The sequence below is a fragment of the Haloactinospora alba genome (assembly GCF_006717075.1).
Classification (GTDB): domain Bacteria; phylum Actinomycetota; class Actinomycetes; order Streptosporangiales; family Streptosporangiaceae; genus Haloactinospora; species Haloactinospora alba.
On the sequence record NZ_VFQC01000003.1, the window covers coordinates 164,131 to 183,342 of the forward strand.

Here is a 19,212-nt window from a genome sequence, read left to right on the forward strand (position 1 = left end):
GGCGAGCGCCCGCCGGGCGGGAGCCGGTCCCCGCACCGCCGGCGCGTCAGCGCAGCGCGCGCAACTGCTCGGTGAACCACCGTTGCGGGGGTGCCGCGGCGGCGGCCTCGGCGAGGCGCCCGCAGCGCGCGGCGCGCTCCTGTCGGGGCATGGACAGCGCGGCGTGCAGGGCGTTGGCCGTCTCGGTGACGTCGAACGGGTTGACGAGCAGCGCGTCCGCGCCGAGCTCGTCGGCCGCGCCCGCCTCGGTGGACAGCACCAGCGCGCACCCGTCGTCGGAAACCGTGACCCCCTCCTTGGCGACCAGGTTCATACCGTCCCGGACGGGGTTCACCAGCAGCGCGTCCGCCATCCGGTAGGCGGCCAGCGACCGGGGGAAGTCGTCGTCCATCTCCAGAACCAGCGGGGTCCACTCGGCGGTGGCGAACTCGTCGTTGATCTCCTTGGCCATGCTCCGCACCGTCTCGGTGTACTCCCGGTACTCCGGAACGTCGCCCCGGCTGGGGTAGACGAAGGCGAGGTGGGTGACCGCGCCGCGCCACTCGGGGCGAGTGGTGAGGAGCTCACGGTAGGCCGCGAACCCGCGCACGATGTTCTTGGAGAGCTCGGTGCGGTCCACCCGCACGATGGTCCTCCGGTCGCCCACGCGGCGCCGCAGCGTCTCGCGGCGTTCGGTGACGTCCGCGGCGGCGGCCCTTTCCCGCAGGTCGCCCGGGTCGGCCCCCAGCGGGTGCACCCCCACGGTGATGACGCGGCCGCCGAACTCCACGGTGCGGGCCGCAGTGTCCACGGCCACGTTGAGGAACGCCGCGCAGCAGTCCAGGAACGCGTCGGCCCAGCGGGGGCTGTGGAACCCCAGGTGGTCCGCGCCGAGCATGCCCTCCAACAGCTCCCGCGCGACGTCGGTGGGCAGCAGCCGGAAGTACTCGGGCGGAGCCCAGGGGGTGTGCGAGAAGTGCGTGATCCGCAGGTCGGGGCGGCGCTGGCGCAGCATCCACGGCACGAGGGAGAGGTGGTAGTCCTGCACGGCCACGCGGGCGTCGCCGGCGGCACCGTGCAGCAGCGCCTCGCAGAACGCGGTGTTGTACTCGCGGTACCGCTCCCAGTCGGCCCGGAAGCCACTACCGAAGGCGGGTTTGTTCGGGACGTCGTACAGCATGTGCTGGACGAACCACAGGGTCGAGTTCGCCACGGAGGTGTAGGCGCTGGCGAACGTGTCCGCGGGAATGTCCAGCATCCGTACCCGCATCCCCTCCGGGGCGTGACCGGTGTGGTCGATCCGCCCGTCGGGCGCGGCCGCCGCGGCCTCCCGGTCGGCGTCGGACAGCGCCGCGCACACCCACAGCGCGTCGGACTCGGTGGCGACCGAGCTCATCCCGGCTACCAGGCCTCCGCCGCCACGCCGGTGCTCCAGGGAACCGTCCTGTCGGTGTACGAACGAGACCGGACCCCGGTTCGAAGCGATGAGGAGCTGCGCCTTGTCCACCTGAGTGCCCACCTCTCACGTGAGATCGTGTCGTTGTCCGCGGGTGCCGACCGCTCCCTGTGGGGAGCGCGGCGGCCACGGTAGGTGTTGTCGGTGTCGCCTCCGCGGCCGGGCCGCAAACCCGCTGTGCGGGCCGAAACGCCGGCGGGTGCGCGCGACCGGCGGGGACGCGGGGGTGTTACCCGCGTCACGATTGGTGGAAAAACGGACACCCCGTGGGTTAGGGTGACCCGCGAATCCGAACCGGATCCGCAACAAATTTCATATTGCTCATCCAGAGGGGTGGAGGGACCGGCCCTGCGAAGCCCCGGCAACCACCTAGGCGCGCGCTTCTCGCGGAAATTGCGAGGCCGCCTGGCAGGTGCCAACTCCGGCCCGGTACCAGATCGGTTCCGCGGAAAGATGAGGGGAGACGCCTCGCATGGCGACTGTCGCCACCGAACCCCATCCGACGGCGAACGACGCTTTCGGCCCCGCCGCGGCCCTGTCCTGTCGGGAGTGCGGCCACCGTTACGAGCTGGGCCCGCGTTTCGCGTGCGAGTTCTGCTTCGGCCCGCTCGAGATCGCCTACGAGTTCGACAGCACCCGTGTGACCCGGGACGCCATCGCGCGCGGTCCCGCCAACATGTGGCGGTACGCTGACCTGCTGCCGGTCCCGCGCAACGTCGCCGAACTGCCGAACATGAACCCGGGCCTGACCTCGCTGGTCGCCGCCGACCGGCTCGCGGGCGAACTGGGGATGCGCTCGCTGCACGTCAAGGACGACTCCGCCAACCCGACGCACTCGTTCAAGGACCGGGTGGTGGCCATGGCGGTGGAGGCGGCCCGCACGTTCGGGTTCACCACCCTGTCGTGCTCCTCCACCGGCAACCTCGCCGGCGCGATCGGCGCCGCCGCAGCCCGCGCCGGCTTCGAGTCGTGCGTGTTCATCCCGGCCGGCCTGGAGCGGGGCAAGGTCGTGATGGCGGCCGTGTACGGCGGCAAGGTGGTGGCGCTGGACGGCACCTACGACGACGTCAACCGGTTCTGCTCCGAGCTCATCGGAGACCCGGCCGGTGAGGGCTGGGGCTTTGTCAACGTCAACCTGCGGCCCTACTACGCGGAGGGCTCCAAGACGCTGGCCTACGAGATCGCCGAGCAGCTCGGGTGGCGCCTCCCGGAGCAGATCATCGTACCGATCGCGTCCGGTTCCCAGCTCACCAAGATCGACAAGGGCTTCCAGGAGCTGATCAAGACCGGGCTGGTCGAGGACCGCCCGTACCGGATCTTCGGTGCCCAGGCCAGCGGGTGCGGACCCGTAGCCGGCGCCTGGGAGCGGGGCCACGACGTCGTCCAGCCGGTGAAGCCGGACACCATCGCCAAGTCGCTGGCGATCGGGAACCCCGCCGACGGCCCCTACGTCCTGGACGTCTGCGCCCGTACCGGTGGCGCCGTGGCGCACGTGGACGACGGGCAGATCGTGGACGCGATGAAGCTGCTCGCCCGGACCGAGGGCGTGTTCGCCGAGACGGCCGGCGGCGTCACCACCGGCGTGCTGCGCTCGCTGCTCGCCGAGGGGACGCTGGACCCGGAGGCCGAGACGGTGGTGCTCAACACCGGCGACGGCCTCAAGACCCTGGACGCGGTGGACTCCGGCGTCACCGCGACCCTCGCGCCGTCCCTGGACGCGTTCAAGGACGCCGGGCTGCTCTGACCGCGTCGTCGCGGTGCGAGCGCCGGACGCCCGAACGCCGGCCGCGCGCCGGCTGCCAACCATCCGAGGAGTGACCGTGAGCGTTAATGTCCGTGTCCCGACCATCTTGCGCAGCTACACCAAGGACGCGGCGCAGGTGACGGCCGAGGGGGAGAACCTGAAGGCCGTGCTGGCCGACCTGGAGGCGAACTACCCCGGAATCCTGGACCGGATCGTGGACGACTCCGGTAAGATCCGCCGGTTCGTCAACGTGTACGTGGGTGAGGAGGACGTCCGGTTCGCCGAGGGGCTGGAGACCGCGACGGCGGACGGCACCCAGGTCTCGATCATCCCGGCGGTGGCGGGCGGCTGCTGACCGCGCGCCGCGCGCCCCGCTGGGCAACCTGTCAACCCGCGCCCGTGAGTGAACGCGACACGGGCGCGGGTTTTCGTGTGCGCGGGTGAGGTGTCCTGCGGGTTCGCCGACGGCGTTACCGTGGACACGACGTTTGCAGTCTCCCCGGGAGAGTGCTAAAAAAGAAGCGTTAGCACTCCGGATGCAGGAGTGCTAAGCCCAGGATCGAGACGATGAGGCCGCGGTCTCCGGCAGACGGGGTTGCTGTGAGGGTGCCGCGGTCGTCCGTCGCGGGCGTCGGCTCGTTCCTTCGCGTATCAGCCCGGTCTCGGGAGGACAAGAAGTCTATGGCAGCCAAACTGATCGCGTTTGACGAGGAAGCCCGGCGCGGCCTCGAGCGCGGCATGAACCAGCTCGCGGACGCCGTGAAGGTGACGCTGGGCCCCAAGGGCCGGAACGTCGTTCTGGAGAAGAAGTGGGGCGCCCCCACCATCACCAACGACGGCGTGTCCATCGCAAAGGACATCGAGCTCGAGGACTCGTGGGAGAAGATCGGCGCCGAGCTCGTCAAGGAGGTCGCGAAGAAGACCGACGACGTTGCCGGTGACGGCACGACCACCGCCACGGTCCTGGCCCAGGCGATGGTGCGTGAGGGTCTGCGCAACGTCGCCGCCGGTGCCAACCCGGTGGGCATCAAGCGCGGCATCGAGTCCGCCGTGACCCGCATCAGCGAGGAGCTGGCGAACATCTCCAAGGGTGTGGAGACGAAGGAGCAGATCGGCTCCACCGCCTCCATCTCCGCTGGTGACCCCCAGATCGGCGAGACCATCGCCGAGGCGATGGACAAGGTCGGCAAGGAAGGCGTCATCACCGTCGAGGAGGGGCAGACCTTCGGGCTGGAGCTGGAGCTCGCCGAGGGCATGCGCTTCGACAAGGGCTACATCTCGCCCTACTTCGCCACCGACATGGAGCGCATGGAGACGGTTCTCGAGGACCCCTACATCCTCATCGTCAACTCCAAGATCTCCAACAACAACGAGTTCCTGCCGGTCGTGGAGAAGGTCCTGCAGGCCGGCAAGCCGCTGATGGTCATCGCCGAGGACCTCGAGGGCGGCGCGCTGCAGACCCTGGTGGTCAACAAGATGCGCGGCACCTTCAAGTCCGTGGCTGTCAAGGCACCGGGCTTCGGCGACCGCCGCAAGGCCCAGCTCAGCGACATCGCGGTGCTGACCGGCGGCCAGGTCATCACCGAGGAGGTCGGCCTCAAGCTCGAGAACACCGAGCTTGACATGCTGGGCACCGCCCGCAAGGTCGTCGTCACCAAGGACGAGACCACCATCGTGGACGGCGCCGGCGACGCCACCGCCATCTCCGGCCGGGTCAACGAGATCCGCGCCGAGATGGAGCGCAGCGACTCCGACTACGACCGCGAGAAGCTGCAGGAGCGGCTGGCCCGCCTGGCCGGCGGTGTCGCGGTGATCAAGGCCGGCGCCGCCACCGAGGTGGAGCTGAAGGAGCGCAAGCACCGCATCGAGGACGCCGTCCGCAACGCCAAGGCCGCCGTGGAGGAGGGCATCCTGCCCGGCGGTGGTGTGGCGCTGCTGCAGGCCGGCGTCGCCGCCTTCGACAAGCTGGACCTGAAGGGCGACGAGGCGGTCGGTGCCGACATCGTCCGCCGCTCCATCGAGGAGCCGCTGAAGCAGATCGCGCACAACTCCGGCCTCGAGCCCGGCGTTGTCGCCGACAAGGTGAAGAACCTGGACGCCGGCGTCGGCCTGAACGCCGCCTCGGGCGAGTACACCGACCTGTTCAAGGACGGCGTCATCGACCCGACCAAGGTGACCCGCTCCGCGCTGCAGAACGCGGGCTCCATCGCCGGCATGTTCCTCACCACCGAGGCCGTCATCGCCGAGAAGCCCGAGAAGGGCGGACAGCAGGACGGCGGTGGCGACCCCACCGGCGGCATGGGCGGCATGGGCTTCTAAGTTCCCCGCCACCGGCGGAACCCCGAAGACTAGCTGCGCCTCCCGCGCACTGTGGCGAACGGGCGGCCCCGTACCAGGGCCGCCCGTTTCGCTTGTCCCGTCCCCGCGGCTCCCGACCCGTCCCCACCGGCCGTGCGGCGGGGGCGGGGGTAGGATGCCGCCGGCGCGCCACCTCCTCCGCGCCGCGTTCCGCGGGGGGAGCGGAGGGCGCCGCGGGGACGGGACACCACCGGCCGGGGAGGGGCGCGGACGTGCGGATCACCAAGTACGGGCACGCCTGCGTGCGGCTGGAGAAGGAATCCGGGGCCGTCACCATCGACCCCGGGGCGCTCACCCCCGAACCCGAGGCGTTCGACGGCGTCTCAGCGGTCCTCGTCACCCACGGCGACACGCTGTCGGTCGCGGGCTTCGACATCACCGTGGTGGGAGAGAAGCACCACCACAGCCACCCCGACACGGAACCGGCGGACAACGTCGGTTTCCTCGTGGACGGCGAGGTGTTCCACCCCGGCGACGCGCTGACGGTCATCGACGCCCCCACCCTGCTGGTACCGGGCCAGGCACCGTGGCTCACCGTCCCCGCCATGCTCACCTACCTGCGCGAGGCGGGGCCGTCCACGACGGGCTCATCAACGAGTGGGGCGCCATGGTGCTGGACAACGTGCTCCAGCGGGAGAGCGAACGCGCGGGCGCTGAGCTCCGCCGCCTGCGTCCCGGGGAGAGCGTCGACGTCTGAACCCTCCCGGAGGGTCGGTCCCCCGAACCCGTCGGCCTTCGGTACCGTTCCCTCCCGGGCCGGGGAAACCGTTCTCCCGCCGCGACGCCGACGCCACAGGAGCCCCCCCATGACCGAACCCGCCCTCGACCCCGACTCCCCGCGCGAGGTCCTCTCCGCCGTCACCGCCGCCACCGAGCGGCTGACGGCCACCGCCGCCGAGCTCACCCCCGAACGGTTGGGCGGGGAGTCGCTGTGCCCCGGTTGGACCCGCGGCCACGTGCTCGCCCACCTGGCGCGCAACGCCGACGCCCTCACCGGGACGCTCGCCGGCGCCGGCAGGGGCGAGCAGGTCCCGATGTACGCCGGGCCCGAGGCGCGGGAGAGCGACATCGAGGAGGGCGCGCCCAGGCCGCTGGCCGACCAGCTGGCCGACCTCCGCGCCACGGCGGAGGAGTTCGCCCGCACCGTCGACACGTTGCCGCAGGACGCCTGGACGTTCGCGGTGCGGATGCGTTCCGGCAGCGTCCTCCCGGCCAGCTCGCTGCCGTGGTTCCGGCTGCGGGAACTGGAGTACCACCACGTGGACCTGGACGCGGGATACACCCCCGGCCACTGGCCCGCGGACTTCGTCGCACACGAACTGTCCACCCTGGCCGAACGGTTCACGCGCCCCGGCAGCGGCGAGGCGCACCGTCTGCGGCTGGTCACCACCGACACCCGCCGCGAGTACGGCGTCCCCGAGCACGAGGGTCCGGAACTGACCGTGGAGGGCCCTGCCGCCGCCCTGGTGGCCTGGCTGTCCGGCCGGGCCGGGGCCGACGGGCTCGCCGCCTACCGCGACGGGCAACGCGTCGCCGACGCCGCCTCGGCCGTACCCGAGTTGCCGCCCATGGCGTGAAACCGCCGCACCCGGGTCGATCCGGGAATTTCGCGTGCGCGTGTGTGTTGCACCGCGGTGTGATAGCGGATTCCACCCGACTCTCGGTTCTGGACCGGTCCAGCAACCGCGCGGGCACGAGCCAGCCGCGGGCGCTGCGGGACACGGTCCGGTTCGCACGCCAGGCGGAAGCGCTGGGGTACCACCGCTTCTGGGTCTCCGAACACCACAGCGTCCCCGGCGTGGCGGGGACGGCCCCCACGGTGCTCACCGCCGCGATCGCCGCCGCGACCGACCGCATCCGCGCCGGAACGGGCGGGGTGATGCTGCCCAACCACCGCCCGCTGGTGGTGGCGGAACAGTTCGGCGTGCTGGAGTCGCTGCACCCGGGCCGGATCGACATGGGGTTGGGCCGGTCGCTGGCGTTCACCGGCGGCATCCGCCGGGCGCTGGGCACCAGCAAGGACGACGCCGAGGGCTTCGGGGCGCAGCTCGCGGAACTGCTCGGATACTTCACCGGTGAGCAGGACGTTCACCCCAACGTGCACGCCAACCCGGCCGACGGTCTGCGGCCCGCCCCGTTCGTGCTCGCCACCGGCTCCGGTGCCGAGACCGCAGCCGAGGCGGGACTGCCCGTCGTCGTCGCGCCGGTGCGCGGCGAGGACGAGATGCTGCGGGTGATCGGGCGCTACCGGGAGCGGTTCCGGCCCTCCGCGTGGGCGGACCGGCCCTACGTCGTCGTGTCCGGCACCGTGGCCGTAGCCGACACCGACGCCCGCGCCCGGGAGCTGCTCGTCCCCGAGGCGTGGGCGCACGCCCAGGCCCGCACCCGCGGGGTGTTCCCGCCGCTGGAGCCGCCGGAGCGGAGCGACCCGGCCGGGATGTCCCCGCGGGAACGGGAACGGTTCGACGAGGCGATGCGCGGCCACATCCACGGCACCGAGGACACGGTCGGCGCCGCGCTGGAGGGGCTCGTCTCCCGGACGGGAGCGGACGAGGTGCTGGTCACCATGAGCACCTTCGACCGGGAGGAGATGCTGGACTCCTACCGGCGCCTGGCCCGGGTCGCCGGTCTCACCGCTCCGGCCGGACAGTAGGCCGCGTCCGGGAAAGCCGCGGCTCCGTCGGGCCGTGGTGGGACACCCCGCACCGAGCGGGGATAATCTGAGGCGTGCCCGAACCTCAGGAGGAGACACCGATGCCGGGGCGGCCGCGCACCGTCACCGACGAGCGCATCTTCGCAGCCGTGCGGTCCGCCGTGGGGCGCGTGGGGGTGGAGCGGCTCACGCTCGCCGAGGTCGCCGCGGACGCGGGAGTGACCACCGGTGCGCTGGCGCGGCGGTTCTCCACGAAACGCAACCTGCTGCTGAGCTTCTCCCGCACTATGGCCGACGGCGCGGCCCGCGTGCGGGAGGTGTACGCCTCGGCCGCCAGTCCTCTGGCCGGGGTGGTGGCGGCGATGGTCGACCTCGTCGACGCTGACGCGGACCCGGTCGAGCTCGCCAACCACGTGAGCTTCCTGGGTATGGAGATCGCCGACCCGGAGTTCCGCGAGGTGCTGGCCGCCCACAACAGGGAGGTGCACGCCGCGCTGGAGGAGTTCCTGCGGGCCGCGGCGGCCGAGGGGGAACTGGAGGTGGCCGACCCGCCTGCGCTGGCGCGGGTCCTCGTGTCCCTGTGGCACGGGGTGCAGATCAACTGGTCGCTGGGCGGGGAGACCTCCCCGGCGGGAGAGATGCGCCGCCAGGTGGAGAGCGTGCTCGCTCCGTTGCGCCTCCGCGGATAGGAGACCCTGTGCGGTGGACGCGTGCGCGGCGCTGGCCGCGCCGTTCGTGACGGACGGCGCCCATCGAACAGGGCGGGCGGCTTCCGGCTTCTCCGGTACGCACGATCGCCCCTATTGGATAATGTACGCTTATTATCTAATTGTCCGCCGCGAGGAGTGACACATGGGAACACCGCTGGCACACACCACCGCCCTCGTCGCCGGGGCGACCCGGGGCGCGGGCCGGGCGATCGCCGTGGAGCTCGGCGCGCTCGGCGCGACCGTCTACTGCACCGGCCGCAGCACCGAGGCCGCCCCCTCGGACATGGCCCGGCCCGAGACGATCGAGGGCACGGCCCGACGGGTGACCGAGGCGGGCGGCCAGGGGGTGGCGGTGCCCACCGACCACCTGGACCCCCAGCAGGTCGCCGCTCTCGTGCGTCGCGTCGACACGGAACAGGGCGCGCTGGACGTCCTCGTCAACGACGTGTGGGGCGGGGACCCGCTGGCCGAGTGGGACGCGCGGCTGTGGGAGCACGACCTGGAGAACGGGCGGAAACTGCTCCGCCGCGCGGTGGACACCCACATCATCACCAGCCACCACGCGCTCCCGCTGCTCACCCGCCGCCCCGGCGGGCTGGTGCTGGAGATCACCGACGGCACCGACCGGGACACCTACCGCGGCTCGTTCTTCTACGACCTCGCCAAGGACGCCGTCATCCGCATGGCCCAGGCCCAGGCCGCCGAGCTCGGGCCGCTCAGCGGAACCGCTGTCGCTCTCACGCCGGGTTTCCTGCGTTCCGAGGCGATGCTCGACATCTTCGGTGTCACCGAGGAGAACTGGCGGGAGGCGACCGCGAAAGAACCGCACTTCTGCGCCTCGGAGAGTCCCGCCTACGTCGGGCGGGCCGCAGCGGCGCTGGCCGCCGACCCCGATGTGGGGCAGTGGAACGGCCGGGCGGTGTCCAGTTGGGCGATGGCCGGGGAGTACGGCTTCACCGACGCTGACGGTACGCGGCCCGACTGGGGGCGCTACATGGCCGAGGTCGTCCTGACGGGAGCCACCCCATCCGACGAGGGATACCGGTGACCGGTGCCGACGCTGCCTGGTAACCCGGGCAGCGGGGCCCCTCCGGGTTCACAGCAGGCGGCGTAGCTCTTCCCTGTCCATGCACGCCTGGGACAGGACCGAGGTGAGGGTTCCGCGCTTGAGTTCCTTGTGCAACGGGACGATGACGGTGCGGTTGTCACTGTCCCGGCGCAGTTTGGCGTGGTCCCCGCGGGTGGAGACGTGGCGGAAGCCGCACTGCTCCAACACGCGTGTGACCTTCGCGCCGGAGACGGAGGCAGGCGGCTGGTGCTCACGCCGACAACCGTACGTCCACCGAGGTCACCATGGGCGCGCTCTCCACCGGGGTCGGGGCGTCCTCGAAGTACAGCTCCAGGGCCTCCCGGAGGTTGGCCAGCGCGTCCTCGACGGTCTCGCCCCGGGAAAAACACCTCGGTGGGACGGCCGAGCGCTGTGCGGCCGTCCCTGTGTTCCAGTGCGGTCGCTCTAGCACGGTGAGACCCGGGTACGACTGGTATGCACTGTTGCTGCGACGGAGCGGGGGACGGGTCCGCCGACGCAGGCGACGGGACGACACCGCATCTGCGGCAGCCCCGTGCTTCCCGGCTGCCAGCGGCATCGTTGTCGCCGAGTCTGCACCGTCGGTCGGCATGACCCGTCAGGACACGGGGAAAGCCGACTTCCGGTGTTGGCCGCCCCCGGTCCCGGTGTTACCCAGGGCGCCGGGATTCGCAGTGTGAACCGTGTTGCCTTAGGACGCGTTGGCATGTTCCGCGCGGCAGTGCTGCGGTCCATCCTCTCTGTACTTCGGTCTCCATGGATGAACATTTGCCGGCCTGTCATCCACGAGGGCCGTCTCGCCGTCCAACAGACATACGTCGAACCGGCGGTCCGGGCAGTGGCAGGAGGAACGTGGCCTTCCCCGGTATCCGGGTGTTCGCGCCGACGGCCTCCCCCGACAGGGAGCGCTTGCTCCCTGAGGCCGGGGCGCATCGCTGTTCGCGCAGCAGGCTCTGTGAGCGACTGTGCGGCAGGAATTTCCGGCTGCTGTCCGAGTGGGGACGCGTATCCGTACCGTAACAGCTTAGTTTCTTCCGCTACGTCGGAATAATCCCGTTGCTATGGTTCCTGCACTGTTCGTCGCGAAGGAGTGGGTGTGGAATACAGCGAGAAGGTCGCTTCGGTGGCAGCCAAGGTGCAGCAACAGCTTGGTGTTATCCAGACCGAGGAGGCAACGAAGAACGCCTTCGTCATGCCGTTCATATCGACGGTTCTCGGATACGACGTATTCGACCCTCAGGAAGTGATTCCCGAGTTTACCGCCGATGTCGGTGTGAAAAAGAACGAGAAAGTCGATTACGCTATTATCCGTGACGGTGAGGTCCGGATACTCATTGAATGCAAGAAGGCGAGCGAGCCGCTGGCGGTTGACCATGCTTCGCAGCTCTACCGGTACTTCACCGTCACGAACGCTCGGATAGCGATACTCACCAACGGGGTTACGTACCAGTTCTACACGGACCTCGATTCGTCGAACCGGATGGACAAAAAACCGTTTCTCGTTCTAGACCTCAACGACGTGGACGAGAGCCTCCTTCCCGAGCTGCGGAAGCTGACGAAGGACGCCTTCGACCTCGACTCCGTGATCAACGCCGCCGAGAGACTCAAGTACATCGGAGAGATCAAACGAACTCTCGTGTCCCAGTTCCATGATCCCGAGGACGAGTGGGTGAAGTTCTTTGCCTCCCGCGTCTATGACGGATCGTTCACCAAGAAGGTGCGCGAGCAGTTCGCACCCCTGGTGAGGGAAGCAGCGTCACAGTTCCTCAACGACCAGGTCAACGACCGGCTGAAAAGCGCTCTCGACTCGAGGTTCTCCTACTCTGACAGGGAACCGTCCAACGGGAACGAGGAGGAGACGGACGACGCGAGTTACGGGACCGGTGTTGAGACCACCCTGGAGGAGCTGGAGGGATACCGGATCGTGAAGGCGATCGCGTGTAGCGAGGTGAGCTCCCAACGTATCGCCCACCGCGATTCCAAAACGTATTTCGCGATATTCCTCGATGACAACAACCGTAAACCGATCGCCCGGCTCCACTTCAACGGGAAATCGAAAAAGTATGTGGGGACGTTCGACTCCGCGAAGAACGAGACACGGCACCTGCTGAATTCCCCTGATGACATATACCTCCACGCGGAGGAGATCCGGGGCGCTGTCAGGAATTACCTCGACTGACGGGCACGCCCGGTAGTTCTCCGACAGGGCCAAGCGCGGACACCGCACCCGGCTGTCCGACACTCGCTCGCCGGGTGCCGGAAGCCGGACGGCGGGCGAAGCCGTGGGAACCCCGCTGGTGCGGTGCGCGTCCGAACCGGATGTGCAGGACCTTTTTCACACCTCGCCGATCGTCGTGAAGCAGCCGAAACGGTTCCTCGTCGACGAGTCGGAGTACAACTGTTTCGACCAGTACACGCGCCACCTCGCCCACGTCCACGAGGTCGACCTGGGCGCAGGCATGCACGCGCTGCGGTTCCTGGCCAACAACACCACGGGTTTCGCCCGCAAGGTGATGGTGAACGACGCGTGGCGCCGTCCCCGGCTCTACATCGAGAAGTCCTGGGCGATGTTCACGGCCACCACCACGGTCGCGTGGCCGAACGGAACCCCCATCGGTTACATCGACCAGGACTTCGCGTTCTTCAAGGCCGGATTCCGGCTGCTGGACCCCTTCAAGCGCCACATCGGCACGATCCAGGGCAACTTCTGGGGCCGGAACTTCCAGATCACCGACGCCAACGAGCACGAGGTCGCCCGGGTGAACCAGCAGTTCCCCGACGTGGGCGAGTTCTTCACCCCCGCCAACACCTACGTGCTGTGGCAGCGCTACCCGGCCCTGCCGGAGCCGCTGAACACCCTCGTCGTCTCCTCCGGAATCGTCATCGACCTGGTCCTGGCCGAGGGGCACTGGTAGCGGCGCGGGGCCGTGTCCGGGGCGGACGAACCACGGAACCGGCCGCCTACAGGTTCGCGAGCTGAGCAGATACGGTTGCAACGCCCTTGAATCGCGGGTACCAGAGACGAGAGGAAGGCACCATGGGCGCCGCTGGTGGGGAAGTCATCGTCACGGCCTTCACGAACCGGGGGGCGGTCCGTCCCGCCAATGAGGACAGCCTGACCGTGGGCTCGATGGTCGTGGGGACGAGTATGAGCTATCCGGTCCGCTGCGTGCTGCCTCTCCGGGAACCGTGCATCCTGGCGGTGGCCGACGGTATCGGCGGCCACGCGGCCGGAGAGATCGCCTCGGAACACCTCTCCCGGCGCCTCGCGGAGCTCGGGGCGACCGTCAGTACCTCCGCCGACCTCACGCAGGCGCTCACCAACATCGACGACGAACTCAAGAAGCACGCCCGGTCCTACGAGGAGTTCGACGGGATGGGCACCACGGTGGCCGGGGTCCTCATCCACGGGAACGGGAACCTCTGGTTCAACGTCGGCGACTCCCGCTCCTACCGGATCGAGGGGAACCAGCTCGTCCAGATCACGGTGGACGACTCCCTCTCCGCCGTGTCGCCGGACGGGATGCGCTCCGGGGCGTCCAACTTCATCACCCAGTCGCTGGGTGGAAGCGCGGACCGGGAGATGGTCCCGCACACCGGCCAGGACCACGGGAACGCCTGGCTGCTGTGCAGTGACGGACTGTCCGACCTGGTGCCGCACGAGGAGATGGAGCGTCTGATCGCCACGGCGGGCAGTGACGAGGAGGCGGTGTACTCCCTGTGGCAGTCGGCTATGGAGCAGGGCGGGAAGGACAACATAGCCATCCTCCTGGCTCGGACACGCTGACGGTCCGCGCGGGGAGCCCCCGCGGAAGGCCGCGCTTCCGGAACTCCGCGCGTGTCGTGCCCTAGAGGGAGGAAACGGTCCGGAGGAGGGCCAACAGCTCTGTTCGTCCCAACCGTAGGGAAACCGCGCCCGGGTTCTTGGAGTCGCGGAGGAGAACGGTGAGGGAACCGGGAGAAACCCCCACCTCCACGCATCCCCGGATCGGATTGCGCATACTGTAACTGCTCGTTCTCCACGCCACGTCTCGGAGGGAACCAGTACCCACGCGCGCTCCCTGGACCAGCCGGATCAAGCAGTTCTTTGTTCACCACCGTAGCATTCCGAAACTGGCACGGGCGCCCCTGCGGTGTTTCCTGTGTTTCAAACAGCGATTCCGTTTTTCCGGTTTTGCGGGAACGCGCGGGAGCGCGGCCGCGAAATCCGTGAGGGGGAAACGGATTCGGAGAGGAAAGGAAACGTCGCTCCGGGCGGCGGATTCTGCCACCGGAACGGCGGGCCCTCCGACCCGTGGCAACACGCGGTGCCTCGGGGAGGATGCGGGCGCGGCTCCCGCCGTGGCGCTCCGGGCGTTGGGCGCCGGGCGCCGCCACGGTTCCGGGCACCGCCTGGCGCCGGCCGGGGGAGGCACCAGGCGGTGGCACGGGCGGCTCAGTCGAGCTTGGCCATGGCCTCGCGGTCCTCGGCGCCGAAGCGCTCCTCCAGTTCCTCGGGGGAGGCGTCCACGTCGATCTTGGACAACGGGGCGCCGCGGGCGGTCTCGATTGCGCCGAGACGCCGCTTGGCCCGGTCGCTGGCGTAGTTGACGAGCTCCTCCTGCGAGGGCTGGAACCGTTTGCCCTCCTCGGACTCCATCGGTTCGTCCCCCCGCTCGACGGTGGCGACCACGTGGGGGAGGAGTTCGTCCAACCGTTCGGAGATGGTCTGCCAGTTCCTGTCGTCGGCGGCCACGTGCCGGCGGCAGGTGAAGGTGCCCCAGGCCATGTGGCGGCGCTCGTCGTCCCCGATGAGCTTGATGATCCGCTGCATCCCCGGGAAGATGCCGCGTGCCTTGCACACGTGGTTCCAGGCGTAGTAGCCGGTGAGGGCCAGCGAGCCCTCGATGACGTGGTTGTAGGTCACGGAGGCGCGCACCTGGTTGCGCGGGCTGGGGTCCTCGCGCAGCGCCTCCAGCGAGGCGGGGAGCTCCTCGTAGAACAGCGCCCGGTAGCCGGGGCTGCGGTCCACGTAGTCGTGCAGGTCCTCGGTGACCCCGAGCGCGTCCAGCCACATCCGGAACACCTGGGTGTGCTTGGCCTCCTCGAACGCGAACTGGGTCAGGTACATCTCGTCGCCCAGACGCCCCTCGGAGGCCATGGCGTGGATGAACGGCTGGATGTCCTCGGTGACCGCCTCCTCGCCGGCGACGAACTGGGAGCACAGCCGCAGGATGCGGTCCTTGGCCTCGTCGCCGAGCTCCTTCCAGTCCTGGGCGTCCTGGGACATGTCGATGTCGCCCGGGTTCCAGAACTTGGTGTTTCCCTTGCTGAACAGTCGGAGCGGGAAGGAGTCCCAGTTCAGACCGCCGCGGCGCAGCGAGCCGAATCCCTGGCGGTACTGCCCCTTTACTCCGGTGGAGCTGTCGTTGGCGGGGTGGGGGGTGTCGGGCATTATGGAACCTCCGTGTCAGCAGACCTCCCCCCATCATTTGACGTACCAGGCACTGATGTAAAGACCGAGTGGGGTTCGGGCCGGTGAGGGGCGGGCACCCACCGTGACCTCGTGGCGCGGCAGCGCCCCGGGCGGCACGATACGGTCGTGGTCGCGGCCCCCGGTCGGGTGACCATAACCCCGGCGGCTCTCCCGCGGTCGGCGGAGGGACCGGGCGGCCAGCCCGACAGGCAGACCCGGGAGGCGACGTGTTCTGTGGCGATCCGCTCAGCGCCGGTTACGAGAAGTGCACCGACCAGATGGCGCTGTTCGCGCTCGCCTCCATGATCCCGGCCGCCCTCGCGCTGGCCCTCATGGTCACCGCGTTCACCGCGCCCTCGACCCGGCGCAGCCCTGCCCTGCGGACCCAGACACTGGGATTCTCCCTGCTGGCGTGGGGCATCGCGGGCGCCACCTACATCATGGGCGGCCTCCCCTCGTTCTGAGGCCGCGACACCCCGCCCGGTGCTACCGCCGGCGGAGGCGGACACCGCACAATGGCGGACGTGGCTTTCGAACTCACACCGCGACTCCGCCAGCGCGTCGACACCGAGCGGATACTGTGGCTCAGCACCGCCTCCCCGTCGGGGCAACCCGCCCCGCGCCCCGTGTGGTTCATCTGGGACGGGGAGGCGTTCGTGGTCTACACCTTCCCGGCGTCGGCCAAGGTCGCCCACATCCGCGCCAACCCCAAGGTCGCCGTGCACTTCAACGCCGACTTCTCCGGTGAGGAGGTCGACGTCCTCAGCGGCCTCGCCGAGGTGGTGACCGACCCCCGGCCGCCCTCGGACGTTCCCGCCTACCGCGAGAAGTACGAGCCGCTGGTTCCCGAGATCGGTCTCACCATGGCGCAGGTGGACGAGTTCTACTCCGTGTCGGTGCGCGTCACACCGCACCGCGTCTGGGACGTCGGCTAGGTGCTGTGTGACGGGCACCGCCCGTCACACAGCACCTAGAGCTCCTCGCCCGCGAGGACGTCGTTCGCGTCGGCGATCCGGTAGGTGTAGCCGCGCTCGGCCAGGAACCGCTGGCGGTGCGCGGCGTACTCCTGGTCCAGCGTGTCCCGGGTGACCACCGCGTAGAACCGGGCGCGGCGCGCCGCCGTCTTCGGGCGCAGCAGCCGCCCCAGCCGCTGGGCCTCCTCCTGCCGGGAGCCGAACGAACCCGACACCTGGATCGCCACCCCGGCCTCGGGCAGGTCGATGGAGAAGTTGGCGACCTTGGACACCGCCAGTGTCCCCACCTCGCCGGACCGGAACCGGTCGAACAGCCGCTCGCGTTCCCGCACCGGGGTGTCCCCGGTGACGAGCGGCGCGTCCACGGCCTCGGCGAGTTCGGTCAGCTGGTCGATGTAGGTGCCGATGATCAGCGTCTGCTCCCCGGCGTGCCGCTGCACCAGCTCCCGCACGATCTCCGTCTTGGACCCGGAGGAGGCGCAGAACCGGTACCGGTCCTGGGAGTCGGCGGTCGCGTAGGCGAGCCGCTCCGCCTCGGTGAGGTCCGCCCGGACCTCCACGCAGTCCGCCGGGGCGATCCAGCCCTGCTCCTCCATCTCCTTCCACGGCGCGTCGTAGCGTTTCGGCCCGATGAGGGAGAACACGTCCTCCTCCCGGCCGTCCTCACGCACCAGTGTCGCGGTCAGCCCGAGCCGCCGGCGGGCCTGCAGCTCGGCGGTCTCCCGGAAGATCGGGGCGGGGAGGAGGTGCACCTCGTCGTAGATGATCAGGCCCCAGTCCCGCGCGTCGAACAGTTCCCGGTGCAGCGGGGCGCCCTTCCTCCGCGTCGCCAGCACCTGGTAGGTCGCGATCGTGACCGGCCGGACGTCCTTGCGGGAGCCGCTGTACTCGCCGATCTCCTCAGCGGTGAGGGTGGTGCGGCGCAGCAGTTCGCTGCGCCACTGGTGCACCGCGACCGTGTTGGTGACCAGGATCAGGGTGGTCGCCTGGGCCAGGGACATCGCGGCCGCCCCGACGAGGGTCTTGCCGGCCCCGCAGGGCAGTACCACCACTCCGGACCCGCCGGCGTGGAAACTGTCGGCGGCCTCCCGCTGGTAGTCGCGCAGCTGCCACGTGTCCTGGTTCAACGCGACCGGGTGGTACTCACCGTCGACGTGTCCCGCGAGGTCCTCGGCGGGCCAGCCGAGCTTGAGCAGGGCCTGTTTGAGGTTGCCGCGCTCGCTGGGGTGGACGGTGGCGGTGTCCGGCTCGACCCGCTCGCCGAGCATGCCCGCCGTCGCCGCGGCGCGGGCGACCTCCTCCAGCACGTCCGTGTCGGTGGCGTGCAGGACGAGACCGTGCGCCGGGTGGGAGAGCAGCCGCAGCTTCCCGTACCGGTCCATCGTCTCGGTGATGTCCACCAGAAGCGAGTGCGGGACCGGGAACCGGGAGTAGGCGAGGAGGACGTCGATGACCTGCTCGGCGTCGTGCCCCGCGGCCCGGGCGTTCCACAGCGCCAGTGGTGTGACCCGGTAGGTGTGCACGTGCTCGGGAGCACGCTCCAGCTCCGCGAACGGGGCGATGGCGCGGCGGCACTCGTCGGCCAGCCCCTGGTCGATCTCCAGCAGCAGGGTCTTGTCGGATTGGACGATGAGCGGTCCGTCGGGCACGGTCCTCCTTCCGGGGCGCGACCTCCCAGGCTACCGGTCGTGTTCCGCGACGCAGCGGCTCCGGCCGAGAGGACGGGACCGACGGTTCCCGGACCGTCACACCGTCAGGAGCAGGGTGACCATCCCGGCGATGGCGAGGGCGACCACCAGGAGGTACAGGATCGTGGCCCCCCAGGTGTAGGCGATGAACCGTTCCACTTCCTCCGGGTCACCGGTTCTGGCCAGTGTGGCGGCCCCGAAGGCGATCCCGGGGACGTTCACCAGTACCGCGAACGGGAGCACACCCAGCACCAGCGTGAAGAACGCGGGGATGGCGAGGGTCAGCACGGCGCAGACCAGGGCGGTGACCGCGCTGCCCACACGCGGCGGCGGTCCGCTCGCCGGGTGCGGCGCCCCGTACGTGTAGGACGGGGGAACAGCCGCGGGAACATCGGCGCGTTGGTCCGCCGGAGCCCGGCCCGCGACGGCCGGGCCGGTGTCCTCCCAGAACCGCCGGGGATCGGGTCGCTGGTGTGGCATCGCCGCTCCCGTTCGTCCACGGCCCTACGGCCGAAACGCGAGGTGCAACATGGCGAAAGGGACGATCATCGCCAGTCCGGCCACTATAGCTGTCCAGGCATAACGGATAAAGCGGTCCTGAGGTCTCAGACATTCCTCCCGCACCACCACAGGAACACCACGGTGCGCGCGAGAGCCGGCACCTACCAGAGGGACTCGGGCGCCGGGCCTCCCACCCAGGAGCCGGCCTGGGTGAAGATCCAGAGGGACAGCCCAAACATCACCACGGCCATGACCGCCGCGGCCCCCAACGAGTACCACGAGTAGCGGGTGAGGACCTCGGCCTCCTCGTACAACCCCCGGTCCCGTTTGTGCGCGGCACGCACCGCGAACACGATCCCGATCACGCCGAAGATCCAGTTGCCGCAGCACACGAACGTCAGGGCGTGCAGCATCAACGCCATGGTGGAACTGCTGGAACCCGCGGCCCGCGCCTCCTCGCGGCCCTGATCCCGCCCCGCGCCGCGGTCCCGCGTGCCCGCGGCGCCGTCCTGGTCGTCCCTGGGGGAGGAGGCTCCCGGGGGGAGTGACTGGTTGTTCACGCTGGCTTCCCTCGTCTGCGTCCTGCACCGGCTCGGGTCGGGCGACG

Annotated in this window: 19 protein-coding genes, 1 pseudogene and 1 riboswitch; of the genes and pseudogenes, 12 read left to right on the forward strand and 8 right to left on the reverse strand. The window is 69.8% G+C overall.

Annotation, left to right across the window (positions count from 1 at the left end; genetic code table 11):
• Positions 1-46 precede the first annotated feature (46 nt).
• Complete coding sequence (locus FHX37_RS21250; RefSeq protein WP_141926062.1) at positions 47-1,486, reverse strand: alpha,alpha-trehalose-phosphate synthase (UDP-forming); 1,440 nt, start codon at positions 1,484-1,486, stop codon at positions 47-49.
• A gap of 267 nt (positions 1,487-1,753) precedes the next feature.
• A riboswitch (SAM riboswitch) is annotated at positions 1,754-1,895 on the forward strand.
• A gap of 12 nt (positions 1,896-1,907) precedes the next feature.
• On the opposite strand from FHX37_RS21250, the gene thrC reads away from it, so the two are divergent.
• From thrC to FHX37_RS21290, 7 genes are all read left to right on the forward strand, one after another.
• Positions 1,908-3,179, forward strand: a complete 1,272-nt coding sequence (gene thrC, locus FHX37_RS21255) for a threonine synthase (RefSeq protein ID WP_141926063.1) — start codon at positions 1,908-1,910, stop codon at positions 3,177-3,179.
• A gap of 76 nt (positions 3,180-3,255) precedes the next feature.
• Positions 3,256-3,534, forward strand: coding sequence for a MoaD/ThiS family protein (locus FHX37_RS21260; protein ID WP_141926064.1), 279 nt, complete (start codon positions 3,256-3,258; stop codon positions 3,532-3,534).
• A 326-nt stretch (positions 3,535-3,860) separates the two neighbouring features.
• On the forward strand, positions 3,861-5,498 hold the full coding sequence (groL, locus tag FHX37_RS21265; RefSeq protein WP_141926065.1) for a chaperonin GroEL: 1,638 nt from the start codon (positions 3,861-3,863) through the stop codon (positions 5,496-5,498).
• Between the two features lie 251 nt (positions 5,499-5,749).
• Entirely contained in the window at positions 5,750-7,114 is a 1,365-nt protein-coding gene (locus tag FHX37_RS24015; RefSeq protein WP_342777638.1) for a maleylpyruvate isomerase family mycothiol-dependent enzyme, read from the forward strand.
• Positions 7,115-7,173: 59 nt separating this feature from the next.
• Complete coding sequence (locus FHX37_RS21280) at positions 7,174-8,190, forward strand: LLM class flavin-dependent oxidoreductase (protein ID WP_246062487.1); 1,017 nt, start codon at positions 7,174-7,176, stop codon at positions 8,188-8,190.
• Between the two features lie 74 nt (positions 8,191-8,264).
• Positions 8,265-8,879: a TetR/AcrR family transcriptional regulator gene (locus tag FHX37_RS21285; RefSeq protein WP_141926067.1), complete on the forward strand. Its 615-nt coding sequence runs from the start codon at positions 8,265-8,267 to the stop codon at positions 8,877-8,879.
• A gap of 163 nt (positions 8,880-9,042) precedes the next feature.
• Positions 9,043-9,948: an SDR family oxidoreductase gene (locus FHX37_RS21290; protein ID WP_141926068.1), complete on the forward strand. Its 906-nt coding sequence runs from the start codon at positions 9,043-9,045 to the stop codon at positions 9,946-9,948.
• A 48-nt stretch (positions 9,949-9,996) separates the two neighbouring features.
• Here FHX37_RS21290 and FHX37_RS21295 read toward each other — a convergent pair.
• Positions 9,997-10,179, reverse strand: a pseudogene (locus FHX37_RS21295) (type II toxin-antitoxin system HicA family toxin); the annotation flags it as partial.
• Positions 10,180-10,219: 40 nt separating this feature from the next.
• Positions 10,220-10,420 (reverse strand): type II toxin-antitoxin system HicB family antitoxin, encoded by a 201-nt coding sequence (locus tag FHX37_RS21300; protein ID WP_141926070.1) that lies wholly within the window; start codon positions 10,418-10,420, stop codon positions 10,220-10,222.
• Between the two features lie 663 nt (positions 10,421-11,083).
• On the opposite strand from FHX37_RS21300, the gene FHX37_RS21305 reads away from it, so the two are divergent.
• The 3 genes from FHX37_RS21305 (at position 11,084) to FHX37_RS21315 (ending at position 13,774) form a co-directional block, all read left to right on the forward strand.
• A complete protein-coding gene (locus FHX37_RS21305; protein WP_141926071.1) occupies positions 11,084-12,166 on the forward strand; it encodes a type I restriction endonuclease in 1,083 nt (360 codons plus the stop codon).
• A 142-nt stretch (positions 12,167-12,308) separates the two neighbouring features.
• Entirely contained in the window at positions 12,309-12,902 is a 594-nt protein-coding gene (locus tag FHX37_RS21310) for a phospholipid scramblase-related protein (protein ID WP_141926072.1), read from the forward strand.
• A gap of 122 nt (positions 12,903-13,024) precedes the next feature.
• On the forward strand, positions 13,025-13,774 hold the full coding sequence (locus FHX37_RS21315) for a PP2C family protein-serine/threonine phosphatase (protein WP_141926073.1): 750 nt from the start codon (positions 13,025-13,027) through the stop codon (positions 13,772-13,774).
• A gap of 61 nt (positions 13,775-13,835) precedes the next feature.
• Here the strand turns inward: FHX37_RS21315 and FHX37_RS24185 are convergent, their stop codons facing one another.
• Both FHX37_RS24185 and FHX37_RS21325 read right to left on the reverse strand, forming a co-directional pair.
• Entirely contained in the window at positions 13,836-14,039 is a 204-nt protein-coding gene (locus FHX37_RS24185) for a DUF397 domain-containing protein (RefSeq protein WP_394344529.1), read from the reverse strand.
• Between the two features lie 383 nt (positions 14,040-14,422).
• Positions 14,423-15,421, reverse strand: a complete 999-nt coding sequence (locus tag FHX37_RS21325) for a R2-like ligand-binding oxidase (RefSeq protein WP_141926075.1) — start codon at positions 15,419-15,421, stop codon at positions 14,423-14,425.
• Positions 15,422-15,669: 248 nt separating this feature from the next.
• Between FHX37_RS21325 and FHX37_RS21330 the strand changes: the two genes are divergently transcribed.
• The gene (locus FHX37_RS21330; RefSeq protein WP_141926076.1) at positions 15,670-15,906 is read left to right on the forward strand and encodes a hypothetical protein; all 237 of its coding nucleotides are present in this window, start codon (positions 15,670-15,672) and stop codon (positions 15,904-15,906) included.
• Between the two features lie 60 nt (positions 15,907-15,966).
• Positions 15,967-16,377, forward strand: coding sequence for a TIGR03667 family PPOX class F420-dependent oxidoreductase (locus FHX37_RS21335; RefSeq protein ID WP_170181672.1), 411 nt, complete (start codon positions 15,967-15,969; stop codon positions 16,375-16,377).
• Positions 16,378-16,412: 35 nt separating this feature from the next.
• Here the strand turns inward: FHX37_RS21335 and FHX37_RS21340 are convergent, their stop codons facing one another.
• The 3 genes from FHX37_RS21340 to FHX37_RS21350 form a co-directional block, all read right to left on the reverse strand.
• The gene (locus FHX37_RS21340; RefSeq protein WP_141926078.1) at positions 16,413-18,065 is read right to left on the reverse strand and encodes a DNA repair helicase XPB; all 1,653 of its coding nucleotides are present in this window, start codon (positions 18,063-18,065) and stop codon (positions 16,413-16,415) included.
• 96 nt (positions 18,066-18,161) lie between these two features.
• Positions 18,162-18,584, reverse strand: coding sequence for a hypothetical protein (locus FHX37_RS23765; RefSeq protein WP_246062488.1), 423 nt, complete (start codon positions 18,582-18,584; stop codon positions 18,162-18,164).
• Between the two features lie 182 nt (positions 18,585-18,766).
• Positions 18,767-19,165 carry a CD225/dispanin family protein gene (locus tag FHX37_RS21350; protein ID WP_141926079.1) on the reverse strand — a complete coding sequence of 133 codons (399 nt, stop codon included), beginning with the start codon at positions 19,163-19,165 and terminating at the stop codon, positions 18,767-18,769.
• Positions 19,166-19,212 lie beyond the last annotated feature (47 nt).